Origin of the sequence: Streptomyces sp. NPDC056061 (assembly GCF_042266885.1) — a bacterium.
Classification (GTDB): Bacteria; Actinomycetota; Actinomycetes; order Streptomycetales; family Streptomycetaceae; genus Streptomyces.
Window position 1 is genome coordinate 626362 of sequence record NZ_JBHJWQ010000001.1, and the last position, 12483, is coordinate 638844.

The 12483-nt window shown below is 71.3% G+C and carries 10 protein-coding genes; all 10 read left to right on the forward strand.

What is annotated here, in order from left to right; translation table 11 throughout:
- The first annotated feature begins 14 nt into the window (after positions 1-14).
- A complete protein-coding gene (locus ACFC79_RS02720) occupies positions 15-497 on the forward strand; it encodes a response regulator (RefSeq protein ID WP_376234896.1) in 483 nt (160 codons plus the stop codon).
- Between the two features lie 55 nt (positions 498-552).
- Complete coding sequence (nrtL, locus tag ACFC79_RS02725) at positions 553-1551, forward strand: ArgS-related anticodon-binding protein NrtL (RefSeq protein WP_376234223.1); 999 nt, start codon at positions 553-555, stop codon at positions 1549-1551.
- Positions 1552-1577: 26 nt separating this feature from the next.
- Complete coding sequence (gene lysA / locus ACFC79_RS02730) at positions 1578-2969, forward strand: diaminopimelate decarboxylase (RefSeq protein WP_376234226.1); 1392 nt, start codon at positions 1578-1580, stop codon at positions 2967-2969.
- 95 nt (positions 2970-3064) lie between these two features.
- Positions 3065-4396: a homoserine dehydrogenase gene (locus ACFC79_RS02735; protein WP_376234229.1), complete on the forward strand. Its 1332-nt coding sequence runs from the start codon at positions 3065-3067 to the stop codon at positions 4394-4396.
- A gap of 6 nt (positions 4397-4402) precedes the next feature.
- Complete coding sequence (thrC, locus tag ACFC79_RS02740) at positions 4403-5473, forward strand: threonine synthase (protein WP_376234233.1); 1071 nt, start codon at positions 4403-4405, stop codon at positions 5471-5473.
- A gap of 428 nt (positions 5474-5901) precedes the next feature.
- On the forward strand, positions 5902-6819 hold the full coding sequence (thrB, locus tag ACFC79_RS02745) for a homoserine kinase (protein WP_376234236.1): 918 nt from the start codon (positions 5902-5904) through the stop codon (positions 6817-6819).
- A 385-nt stretch (positions 6820-7204) separates the two neighbouring features.
- The gene (gene rho, locus ACFC79_RS02750) at positions 7205-9211 is read left to right on the forward strand and encodes a transcription termination factor Rho (RefSeq protein WP_376234239.1); all 2007 of its coding nucleotides are present in this window, start codon (positions 7205-7207) and stop codon (positions 9209-9211) included.
- A 429-nt stretch (positions 9212-9640) separates the two neighbouring features.
- Positions 9641-10744, forward strand: a complete 1104-nt coding sequence (locus ACFC79_RS02755) for an LCP family protein (RefSeq protein WP_376234241.1) — start codon at positions 9641-9643, stop codon at positions 10742-10744.
- A 232-nt stretch (positions 10745-10976) separates the two neighbouring features.
- The gene (gene rpmE / locus ACFC79_RS02760; RefSeq protein ID WP_376234244.1) at positions 10977-11201 is read left to right on the forward strand and encodes a 50S ribosomal protein L31; all 225 of its coding nucleotides are present in this window, start codon (positions 10977-10979) and stop codon (positions 11199-11201) included.
- 156 nt (positions 11202-11357) lie between these two features.
- Positions 11358-12434: a peptide chain release factor 1 gene (gene prfA, locus ACFC79_RS02765; RefSeq protein ID WP_376234247.1), complete on the forward strand. Its 1077-nt coding sequence runs from the start codon at positions 11358-11360 to the stop codon at positions 12432-12434.
- The last annotated feature ends 49 nt before the right edge of the window (positions 12435-12483 follow it).

Genomic DNA, 12483 nt, shown 5'->3' on the forward strand with positions numbered 1-12483 from the left:
GTCCGGGGTCGGAAATAGGCAAAACCCGGACGCAGCCCCTACGCCCCGCCTACTCTCGGAGTGTGTCAGGCGCGTGCGGCCGCGTGCTTGTTGTCGACGACAACAAGGTCATCCGGCAGTTGATCAGGGTCAATCTCGAGCTTGAGGGCTTCGAGGTCGTGACCGCGTCCGACGGTGTCGAGTGTCTGGATCTGGTGCATCGGATCTGTCCCGATGTGATCACTCTCGATGTCGTCATGCCCCGGTTGGACGGTCTGCAGACCGCCACCAGACTGCGTTCCGATCCGCGGACCAGACATCTGCCGGTGGCGATCATCAGCGCCTGCACGCCCCACGAGGTGGACACCGGAGTGGCCGCAGGGGTCGATGCCTTCCTGGCGAAACCCTTCGAGCCGAGCGAGATGGTGCGGCTCGTACGGCAGTTGGCGAATCGGGGGGACACGCCGTCGCCCGAAGGCAGACGCGGTGCGGGAAAGGCCGAGAGCGCCGCCGGGTGACCGCATGGCGAAACGGGGTCGCGGGATGCACCCCTTCCTCCCATACGCTTGTCCCGTGACCCCCGCCGATCTCTCCAGGGCCGTGCTGCACGCCGTGCGCCGCGCGGTCGACGAGGACGCCCTGCGCGCGCCCGTGCCCGCGCGCGTGCGGGTGGAGCGGACCCGGCCCGGCGGGCGCGGGGACTATGCCTGCGCCGTCGCCCTCCAGCTGGCCCGGCCCGCCGCGCTGCCCGCCAGGGACGTGGCCGAGATCCTCCGGGAACGGGTGCCGGGCATGCCCGGGGTCGGCGCGGTCGAGGTCACCGGGCCCGGCTTCCTGAACTTCACCCTGCTGGACGGCGACGACCGCCTCGACGCGCTCGTCGGGGCCGTCCGCGAGCACGGCGCGGCCTACGGGCACGGGGACGCGGCGTCCGGCACGGCGGTCTCGTTCGCGGTCGTCGAGGAGCCGCGGGCGCTGGTCGTCACCGAAACCGTCGAGCGGCTGCTCGCGGCCCAGGGCGCGGCCGTGGGGGCGCGGACCGAGGGCGGGGAGGCACTGCATGTCGTGCCGGTGCCCACCGACGACCGCGATCTCTTCGAGCGACTGGGGAACGACGCCGCGCGCTGGGCGCTGCTGCGTCCCGCGCCGCACGACCGGCCCCGCGAAACCGGGGACGGCGCGCTGCTGGTCCAGTGCGAGAGCAACCCGCTGTTCCGGGTGCGGTACGCGTACGCGCGGACCCGGGCGCTGAGCCGGAGCGCCGAGCGCCTCGGATTCGGCGCCGGGTACGAGGAGCGGGTGGACGCGCCGGCGCTCGGGGCGCTGCTCGCCGATCATCCGGACGTGCTCGCCGCCGCCGCCCGCCACCGCGAGCCCGACCGGGTCGCCCGGCATCTGGAGGCGGTCGCGCGGGCGTTCTTCGACTTCCACGACACCGTCGCGCCGCTCCCCGTCGGTGACGAGAAACCCTCGGCCGCCCACCGCTCCCGGCTCGCCCTCGCCGAAGCCGCCGGGACGGTGCTGGCCGGCGGCCTGTCCCTGCTCGGCATCAGCGCACCCGAAGTCCTCTGAGAGAACCGAGAGAGCAGAGCAACACCATGAGCCGATCCGCACACCCCGCCGGGCCCCGTCACGCCGACGTCCTGCCGGACGGGCACTACACCGCCCCGCCCGCGGACCTCAACGTCCTGGACCGGAAGGTCTGGTCCCGCACCGTCGCCCGTAACGCCGGCGGCGCGGTCGCCGTCGGCGGCATCGACGTCACACGGCTGGCCGAGGAGTTCGGCACCCCCGCCTACTTCCTCGACGAGGCCGACTTCCGGGCCCGCTGCCGGGCCTGGGCCGACGCCTTCGGGCCGGACGCCGACGTGTTCTACGCGGGCAAGGCGTTCCTGTCGCGCGCGGTGGTGCGCTGGCTCACCGAGGAGGGGCTCAACCTCGACGTCTGCTCCGGCGGGGAGCTGACCTGCGCCCTGGACGCCGGGATGCCCGCCGAACGCATCGCCTTCCACGGGAACAACAAGACCGCCGCCGAGATCGAGCGGGCCGTCACCGTCGGCGTCGGCCGGATCGTGCTCGACTCCTTCCAGGAGATCGCCCGGGTCGCCCACATCGCACAGCGGCTCGGCAAGCGGCAGCGCGTGCAGATCCGGGTGACCGTGGGCGTCGAGGCGCACACCCACGAGTTCATCGCCACCGCGCACGAGGACCAGAAGTTCGGCATCGCGCTCGCCGGGGGAGAGGCAGCCGAGGCGGTGCGCCGGGCGCTCGCCCTCGACGGCCTCGAACTCATCGGCATCCACTCCCACATCGGCTCGCAGATCTTCGACATGGCCGGCTTCGAGGTCTCCGCCCGGCGCGTGGTGCAGCTGCTCGCCGAGGTGCGCGACGAGCACGGCGTCGAACTGCCCGAGATCGACCTGGGCGGCGGCCTGGGCATCGCGTACACCTCCGAGGACGACCCGCGCGAGCCGCACGAGATCGCCAAGGCGCTCGGCGACATCGTCACCCGCGAATGCGAGGCGGCCGGGCTCGCCACCCCGCGGATCTCCGTCGAGCCCGGACGCGCCATCGTCGGTCCCACCGCGTTCACGCTGTACGAGGTCGGCACCGTCAAGCCGCTGGAGGGGCTGCGCACCTACGTCAGCGTCGACGGCGGCATGTCGGACAACATCCGCACCGCGCTGTACGACGCCGAGTACAGCGTGGCCCTGGTGTCGCGCGTCTCGGACGCCGAGCCGATGCTGGTCCGGGTCGTCGGCAAGCACTGCGAGAGCGGCGACATCGTGGTCAGGGACGCGTTCCTGCCCTCCGACCTGGCCCCCGGCGACCTGATCGCCGTGCCCGCCACCGGCGCGTACTGCCGTTCCATGGCGAGCAACTACAACCACGCCCTGCGCCCGCCCGTCGTCGCCGTGCGCGACGGCCGGGCGCGTGTGATCGTCCGGCGCGAGACGGAGGAAGATCTCCTGCGTCTCGATGTCGGTTGATGAAATAGATGTCTCAGGATCCGGACGTATGACAGAAACTCCCGTCCGGTGAGTGAGACTGGTCCGGATACCAGAAGTAAAGGAATCGAGGTCGGATGATGCGTACGCGTCCGCTGAAGGTGGCGCTGCTGGGCTGTGGAGTGGTCGGCTCAGAGGTGGCGCGCATCATGACGACGCACGCCGACGACCTCGCCGCGCGCATCGGCGCGCCGGTCGAGCTCGCCGGCGTCGCCGTGCGCCGGCCCTCCAAGGTGCGCGAGGGCATCGACCCCGCGCTGATCACCACCGATGCGACGGCCCTGGTCAAACGGGGCGACATCGACGTCGTCATCGAGGTCATCGGCGGCATCGAGCCCGCCCGCACGCTCATCACCGCCGCCTTCGAACACGGTGCGAGCGTCGTCTCGGCCAACAAGGCGCTGCTGGCCGAGGACGGCGCCGCCCTGCACGCCGCGGCCGAGCAGTACGGCAGGGACCTCTACTACGAGGCCGCGGTGGCCGGGGCCATCCCGCTGGTCCGGCCGCTGCGCGAGTCGCTCGCCGGGGACAAGGTCAACCGGGTCCTCGGCATCGTGAACGGCACCACCAACTTCATCCTCGACCGGATGGACACCAGCGGCGCCGGATACTCCGAGGCGCTCGACGAGGCGACCGCGCTCGGTTACGCGGAGGCCGACCCGACCGCCGACGTGGAGGGCTTCGACGCCGCCGCCAAGGCCGCGATCCTGGCCGGCATCGCCTTCCACACCCGGGTGCGGATCGGTGACGTGCACCGCGAGGGCATCACCGAGGTCACCGCCGCCGACATCGTCTCCGCACGTCGCATGGGCTGCACCGTCAAGCTCCTCGCGATCTGCGAGCGCGCCGCCGACGGGAACTCCGTCACCGCCCGCGTGCACCCCGCGATGATCCCGCTGAGCCACCCGCTGGCCTCCGTCCGCGAGGCGTACAACGCCGTCTTCGTGGAGGCCGAGGCGGCCGGTCAGCTGATGTTCTACGGGCCGGGCGCGGGCGGCTCGCCGACGGCCTCCGCGGTCCTCGGCGACCTGGTCGCGGTCTGCCGCAACAAGCTCAACGAGGCCACCGGGCCCGGCGAGTCCGCGTACACGCGCCTGCCGGTCAGCCCCATGGGCGACGTCGTCACGCGCTACCACATCAGCCTCGACGTGGCCGACAGGCCCGGCGTGCTCGCCCAGGTCGCGACGGTCTTCGCCGAACAGGGCGTATCGATCGACACCGTCCGCCAGCAGAGCAGGAACGCGAGCGGCGCCGACGCTGCCGCCGCCGCGCAGGACGGCGGCGAGGCATCCCTCGTCGTCGTCACCCACCGCGCGCCCGACGCCGCCCTCTCGGCGACCGTCGAGGCGCTGCGCAAGCTCGACACCGTGCGCGGTGTCGCCAGCATCATGCGTGTTGAAGGGGAGTAAGGACCCATGACCAGCAAGGGCACCCACCAGTGGCGCGGCATCATCGAGGAGTACCGGGACCGCCTCCCGGTCACGGACACGACGCCGGTCGTCACGCTTCGTGAGGGCGGGACGCCGCTCGTCCCCGCCCAGGTCCTCTCCGAGCGCACGGGCTGCGAAGTCCACCTCAAGGTCGAGGGCGCCAACCCGACCGGGTCCTTCAAGGACCGCGGGATGACGATGGCGATCACCCGGGCCAAGGAGGAGGGTGCGCGGGCCGTCATCTGCGCCTCCACCGGCAACACCTCCGCCTCCGCCGCCGCGTACGCGGTGCGGGCCGGAATGGTCTGCGCCGTCCTCGTGCCGCAGGGCAAGATCGCGCTCGGCAAGATGGGGCAGGCGCTCGTGCACGGCGCCAAGATCCTCCAGGTCGACGGCAATTTCGACGACTGCCTCACGCTGGCCCGCTCGCTCTCGGACAACTACCCGGTGGCGCTGGTCAATTCGGTCAACCCGGCCCGCATCGAGGGCCAGAAGACCGCCGCGTTCGAGATCGTCGACGCCCTCGGCGACGCCCCGGACATCCATGTCCTCCCGGTCGGCAACGCGGGCAACATCACCGCGTACTGGAAGGGCTACAAGGAGTACGCCGGGGACGGGCCGGCCACGCACACCCCGCGCATGTGGGGCTTCCAGGCGTCGGGTTCGGCGCCCATCGTGCGCGGCGAGGTCGTCAAGGACCCGTCGACCGTCGCCACCGCGATCCGGATCGGCAACCCCGCCTCCTGGCAGTACGCGCTGGAGGCGCGGGACGAGTCGGGCGGTTCCATCGATGAGGTGACGGACCGTCAGATCCTGTCCGCCTACCGGCTCTTGGCCTCCCAGGAGGGCGTCTTCGTGGAGCCCGCCTCGGCGGCTTCCGTCGCCGGTCTGCTGAAGGCCGCCGAGCAGGGCAAGGTCGACCCGGGGCAGCGGATCGTCTGCACGGTCACCGGCAACGGTCTCAAGGACCCCGACTGGGCCGTCGCGGGAGCCCCGCAGCCGGTCACGGTCCCGGTCGACGCGGCCGTCGCCGCCGAGAAGCTGGGCCTCGTGTAACGACCCGGGGAGCAGGAGGGCCTCGGGAGTCCGTTCCCTCCTGCTCCGCACCGGCCCCGCCGGGGCGCCCGACCGGCGCATGGGCCGTTCCGGCGGGGCGCGGGCCGCCGCCGCCGACAAGATCGTCCGCCTTCGTGCGGAAACCCGCCCCAGTCGGGCAGGAACCCAGCTCAACCATTCCTTTTCGGGGCGGAGAGCGCATAGGAGGCGGGCGACACGCATCGTGCGCCTCCCGTGCGCCCTATGTCGCCACAGAACCTTCCTTCGATAAGCTGTGGTCAACCCGCTCCGTCGCATATGCCGCGGTGCAAGGGCCGTTGCGGCCGTCGGTTTCCCCGGGAATCCCACTCCCCGCCGCCGCGACTTCGGTCCCCGCCGAGAAAACGCTTCACCACCCCCGCTGTCTCACAAGGAGAGTCGTCCGACCGATGGCCCCTCCCGCCTTCCGAGCCGCCGCCGTCCGGGTGCGCGTCCCCGCGACCAGTGCCAACCTGGGCCCGGGGTTCGACGCCTTCGGCCTCTCGCTGGGGTTGTACGACGACGTCGTCGTCCGCGTGGCCGACTCCGGACTGCACATCGACATCGCCGGTGAGGGCGCCGACACCCTGCCCCGCGACGAGCGGCATCTCCTCGTGCGCTCCCTGCGCACCGCATTCGATCTGCTCGGCGGGCAGCCGCGCGGCCTGGAAATCGTCTGCGCCAACCGCATCCCGCACGGGCGCGGTCTCGGCTCCTCCTCCGCCGCCATCTGCGCCGGCATCGTCGCCGCCCGCGCCGTGACGACCGGCGGCGACACCCGGCTCGACGACGCCGCGCTGCTGGACCTCGCCACCGAGATCGAGGGGCACCCGGACAACGTCGCCGCCTGTCTGCTCGGCGGATTCACTCTGGCGTGGATGGACGGCGGATCGGCCCGCGCGATCAGGATGGATCCCGCGGATTCCATCGTTCCGGTGGTTTTCGTCCCCGACCGGCCGGTCCTGACCGAGACCGCCCGCGGGCTGCTGCCCCGCACGGTCCCGCACGTCGACGCGGCCTTCAACGCCGGTCGTGCCGCGCTCCTCGTCGAGGCCCTGACCCACCACCCCGAGCTGCTGTTCACCGCGACCGAGGACCGGCTCCACCAGGAATACCGCGCCCCGGCGATGCCGCAGAGCGCGGAACTCGTGAACCGACTGCGCGCCGAGGGTGTGCCCGCGGTCATCTCCGGTGCCGGGCCCACCGTGCTCGCACTGGCCGAGGACGGTGCGGCCGACAAGGTCGCACAGCTGGCGGGCGAGGGATGGGCCGCCAACCGGCTCGCGCTCGACGCCCACGGCGCGAGTGTGCTGCCGCTCGCCCCGTAGCAGAGAAGTGATTGCCGGTGCGTGAGAGGGGGAATGTTTGTTGGAGCCGGTAGTGTTAACCTCAAGTCTGCAATCGACGTCCATGAGGCGCGTTGCTTCGTGTCCCTTTCCGGGACCACCATTTCTCCGGGAGCCTCCTCAACTGCCTGAGCAGCCCGCCTGAGCAGTTTCGTGCACGCTCCGGAACCGGCACGACACCCCTCGCTCGTTCAGGAGTGGGCCGAGCAGGGGGATGCTCGCGCCGGACCCTTGCACACTTTCATCTCTCCGCCGTACCCGGCGGACCACCGCCCCGGCACGGTCCGCAAGAAAACAGACCGCAGTCGGACAGCACAACCGGTCGCCGAGCCAGAAGGCCGACGTCCGCTCCAGGGAAGGACCCTTCGTGAGCGACACCACCGATCTGATGGGCGTGACTGCCGACAAGAGCGTCGACAGCGCCGCGCCCGCCGAAGGTGCTGCCACTGGCACCACCACACGGCGCCGCCGCTCCGGCACCGGCCTTGAGGGCATGGTCCTGGCCGAGCTGCAGCAGGTCGCGTCCGGCCTCGGTATCAAGGGCACCGCGCGGATGCGCAAGGGCCAGCTGATCGAGGTCATCAAGGAGGCGCAGGCGGGCAACGCCGCGCCCAAGGCCGCCGCGCCCGCCGCGGACGCCGAGACGAAGCCGAAGCGTCGTGCCACGTCCAAGGCGCGCACCGGCGAGGAGTCCAAGGCCGCCGCCGCGCCCGCCGAGAAGGCCGCCGCCCAGCAGCAGATCGACATCCCCGGTCAGCCGGCCAGCGACGAGCAGCCCGCGGGCGAGCGTCGTCGGCGCCGTGCCACGGCCCAGGCGGGGAGCCCGGAGACCAAGGCGGAGAGCAAGACGGCCGCGGAGGCCAAGGCCCAGCCGCAGACCGACGCCAGGAGCGCCGAGCCGAAGGGCGAGGACCGCTCCGACGCGAAGGCCGAGGCCGCCGACACGGCCGAGGGCCGTCGCGGCGACCGCCAGGAGCGCGGCCAGCGCGGCGACCGCCAGGAGCGCGGCGAGCGCCGCGACCGTCAGCGCGACCGCCGTGGCAAGGGCGACGACCAGGGCGGTGGCCAGGGCCAGCAGGGCGGCCAGCGCCAGCAGCGCCAGGGCGGCCCGCAGGACGACGGCTACGACGACGAGGCGGGCGGCCGCCGGGGTCGTCGCGGCCGCTACCGGGACCGCCGCGGCCGTCGTGGCCGCGACGACTTCGCGGGCGAGGTCCAGGTCTCCGAGGACGACGTCCTGATCCCCGTCGCGGGCATCCTGGACATCCTCGACAACTACGCGTTCATCCGGACCTCCGGTTACCTGCCGGGCCCGAACGATGTGTACGTCTCGCTCGCCCAGGTCCGCAAGAACGGCCTGCGCAAGGGCGACCACGTCACCGGTGCGGTGCGCCAGCCCAAGGACGGCGAGCGGCGCGAGAAGTTCAACGCGCTGGTCCGCCTGGACTCGGTGAACGGCATGGCGCCCGAAACCGGCCGCGGCCGACCGGAGTTCCAGAAGCTGACCCCGCTCTACCCGCAGGACCGGCTCCGCCTGGAAACCGACTCCAACGTCCTGACGACGCGGATCATCGACCTGGTCGCGCCGATCGGCAAGGGCCAGCGCGGTCTGATCGTGGCCCCGCCGAAGACCGGCAAGACCATGATCCTCCAGGCGATCGCCAACGCGATCACGGTCAACAGCCCCGAGTGCCACCTGATGGTCGTCCTCGTCGACGAGCGTCCGGAAGAGGTCACGGACATGCAGCGGTCGGTGAAGGGCGAGGTCATCTCCTCGACCTTCGACCGCCCCGCCGAGGACCACACCACCGTCGCCGAGCTGGCCATCGAGCGCGCCAAGCGTCTCGTCGAGCTCGGGCACGACGTGGTCGTCCTGCTGGACTCGATCACCCGTCTCGGCCGCGCGTACAACCTCGCGGCCCCCGCCTCCGGCCGCATCCTGTCCGGTGGTGTCGACTCGACCGCGCTCTACCCGCCGAAGCGCTTCTTCGGTGCCGCGCGCAACATCGAGGACGGCGGCTCGCTGACCATCCTGGCCACCGCGCTCGTCGAGACCGGCTCGCGCATGGACGAGGTGATCTTCGAGGAGTTCAAGGGCACCGGCAACATGGAGCTCAAGCTCGACCGGAAGCTCTCGGACAAGCGCATCTTCCCGGCGGTGGACGTCGACGCGTCCAGCACCCGCAAGGAGGAAATCCTGCTCGGCAGCGAGGAGTTGGCCATCGTCTGGAAGCTGCGCCGGGTGCTGCACGCGCTCGACCAGCAGCAGGCGATCGAGCTCCTCCTGGACCGGATGAAGAAGACCCAGTCCAACGCGGAGTTCCTGCTCCAGATCCAGAAGACGACACCGGCCCCGGGCAACGGCAACGACTGACGTCGCATCCGGAACGGCAGGACCACGGGGCCGCCCCCGTCACCACGAAGGTGACGGGGGCGGCCCCGTTCCGTGGGCCGACGGGCGATCCGGTACCTCTCCTTCGAATCTCGTCGAATGGCGTCGAATTCATCGAATCGTGTCGAATCGAGACCTTCGCCACACCGTCACGCGGCGGCGGACCGCCGGGGCGATGGCCGTACGGGGAAGGAAACCGCAGGTGGGCGCGGTGTCACCCGCCGTTCGTGGCCGCGCGGCATCCCCGCTGGGAGCACCCGGCACTCACGCGGATGCGACAGAACGCTGTGCAACCCTTCTTCATGCCGCGACGTCGTACGAAGTGGCGACAAGCCGTCAAAGCCGATCAAACCGGTGTGCGCACACCGCTGCCGGGGAGAGCCGGCAGAAGCCGAGGACCGGAGGAGAAGGATGAGCGGGCAGAAGGGGAGCGGCGCCCGGATACGCCCCACCGGCAAACGCCGGAAGAAGCCTTCCCGCCGTCGCCGGGCGACAGTGGTCGCGGCCTGGACGCTGGCCGGTGCCGTGGCACTCGGCGGCGGCGGGATCGCCTTCGCGTACTTCAAGCTCGAAGGCAACCTCAAGGCCGTCGACATCAACGCGGCGCTCGGCAAGAACCGCCCCGACAAGGTCGACAACGGCGCCCAGAACATCCTCGTGCTCGGCTCGGACTCGCGCTCCGGCGCCAACGCCGCGTACGGCGCCGATGACGGAGGGGCCCGTTCCGACACCGCGATGGTCCTGCACGTCGACAAGGGCCACCGGACGGCCTCCGTGGTCTCCATCCCGCGCGACACCCTCGTCACCCGCCCCGACTGCGTCGGCGACACCACCGGGCGCACCGTCGCGGGGGAGGAGCGCGCCATGTTCAACACCGCGTACGAGGTCGGCGGACCCGCCTGCGCGGTGAAGACCGTCGAATCCATGTCCGGCATCCGCATGGACCACTACCTCGAAGTCGACTTCACCGGATTCAAGAAGCTCATCGACGAATTGGGCGGCGTGGAGATCACCACCACAGCGCCGATCCACGACGCCAAGAGCCATCTGGACCTCGAACCCGGCACCCATGTCCTGGGCGGCGAACAGTCCCTGGGCCTCGTCCGCACCCGCAAGAGCGTCGGCGACGGCAGCGACCTCGGCCGCATCCAGCTCCAACAGGCGTTCGTCAAGGCGCTGATGGAACAGGTACGGACCGTCGGGGTGTTCTCCAACCCGAAGAAGCTGTTCGACCTCGCCGACACCGCGACCAAGGCCGTCACCACCGACTCCGACCTGGGCTCGGTCAACCAACTCACCGGCTTCGCGAACGGCCTCAAGGGGCTGAGCGCGGAGAACGTCCACATGGTGACCCTGCCCGTGCGCTACGACCCGGTCTCCCCGAACCGCGTCGTCCCGCTGGAGGATTCCGCCCGGCAGGTCTGGGACGCGCTCCGGGCGGACCGGCCGATACCGGCCTCCGCCACCGAGAAGTCGGCGGGCGACAAGGGTTCCGCGGGCGGCATCGTCCGGTGAGGCGCGCGGCGCGGCCGCAGGACGCGCGGACCTCGCGCCCTGCGTGACGTTCCGCGACGGCCCGTCGCATGCGGTGAGGCCGGGGCGCCCGGGAAGGGGTCGGGAATAGCTGCGCCCCGCCCCCGGTTTTGGGAGATGCGGCCGGTCCTGGCAGACTGGTACGTCGGCCCCGGTTCACGGACGCGCATCCCGCGCGTGCGACCCGGCGCCCTCCCGAACCTAGGAGAAACCCTTGAAGCGCGACATTCACCCCGAGTACGTCGAGACGCAGGTCAGCTGCACCTGTGGCGCGTCGTTCACCACGCGGAGCACCATCGACGGCGGCACCATCCGCGCCGAAGTCTGCTCCGAGTGCCACCCGTTCTACACGGGCAAGCAGAAGATCCTCGACACCGGTGGCCGCGTGGCCCGCTTCGAGGCCCGCTTCGGCAAGGCTGCCGGCTCCGCCAGCAAGTAGCGAGCCACTGCGCCGGTTCTCGGCGCCCTCTTCCCGGGGGCGCCGAGGCCGGCGTTTTTCGGACTCGGGGCACGGAGGACGTGCCCCGGGTCCCAGCCCGGACGGCATCACGTCGCCCAGCAGGCACGTTCGAGTGAAGGAACCAGGAGCCCGAAGATGTTCGAGGCGGTCGAGGAATTGATCGGCGAGCAGGCCGATCTCGAGAAGAAGCTCGCGGACCCGGCGGTCCACGCCGACCAGGCCAACGCGCGCCGGCTCAACAAGCGCTACGCCGAGCTGACCCCGATCGTTGCCGTGTACCGCTCCTGGAAGCAGGCGGGCGACGACATCGAGACGGCCCGCGAGTTCGCCGCCGACGACCCCGACTTCGCCGCCGAGGTCAAGGAGCTGGAGCAGCAGCGCGAGGAGCTCACCGAGAAGCTCCGCCTCCTGCTGGTCCCGCGCGACCCCAGCGACGACAAGGACGTGCTCCTGGAGATCAAGGCGGGCGCGGGCGGCGACGAGTCCGCCCTGTTCGCCGGCGACCTGCTGCGGATGTACCTGCGCTACGCCGAGCGCGTCGGCTGGAAGACCGAGATCATCGACTCCACCGAGTCCGAGCTCGGCGGCTACAAGGACGTCCAGGTCGCCGTGAAGACCAAGGGCGGCAACGGTGCCACCGAGCCCGGCCAGGGCGTCTGGGCACGGCTGAAGTACGAGGGCGGCGTGCACCGCGTGCAGCGGGTGCCGTCCACCGAGTCCCAGGGCCGCATCCACACCTCCGCGGCCGGTGTGCTGGTCACCCCCGAGGCCGAGGAGGTCGACATCGAGATCCACGCCAACGACCTCCGCATCGACGTCTACCGCTCCTCGGGCCCCGGCGGCCAGTCCGTCAACACCACGGACTCCGCGGTCCGCATCACCCACCTGCCGACCGGCGTCGTCGCCTCCTGCCAGAACGAGAAGAGCCAGCTCCAGAACAAGGAGCAGGCCATGCGCATCCTGCGCTCCCGGCTCCTCGCCGCCGCCCAGGAGGCCGCCGAACAGGAGGCGTCCGACGTGCGCCGCAGCCAGGTGCGCACGGTCGACCGTTCCGAGAAGATCCGTACGTACAACTTCCCGGAGAACCGGATCTCGGACCACCGCGTCGGCTTCAAGGCGTACAACCTGGACCAGGTGCTCGACGGCGACCTGGACGCGGTGATCCAGGCATGCGTCGACGCCGACTCCGCCGCCAAGCTCGCCGCCGCGTAGGACCGCCCGCACCCACCGGCCGGTCCGAGCCAAGCCCGCCCCGCCCGTA

What these genes read in the sequence shown, in the direction of transcription:
- thrC (WP_376234233.1), top strand. Translation starts at nt 4,403, where the DNA reads ATGACCAGCAAGGGCACCCACCAGTGGCGCGGCATCATCGAGGAGTAC.
- prfA (WP_376234247.1), top strand. Translation starts at nt 11,358, where the DNA reads ATGTTCGAGGCGGTCGAGGAATTGATCGGCGAGCAGGCCGATCTCGAG.
- ACFC79_RS02735 (WP_376234229.1), top strand. Translation starts at nt 3,065, where the DNA reads ATGATGCGTACGCGTCCGCTGAAGGTGGCGCTGCTGGGCTGTGGAGTG.
- thrB (WP_376234236.1), top strand. Translation starts at nt 5,902, where the DNA reads ATGGCCCCTCCCGCCTTCCGAGCCGCCGCCGTCCGGGTGCGCGTCCCC.
- lysA (WP_376234226.1), top strand. Translation starts at nt 1,578, where the DNA reads ATGAGCCGATCCGCACACCCCGCCGGGCCCCGTCACGCCGACGTCCTG.
- ACFC79_RS02755 (WP_376234241.1), top strand. Translation starts at nt 9,641, where the DNA reads ATGAGCGGGCAGAAGGGGAGCGGCGCCCGGATACGCCCCACCGGCAAA.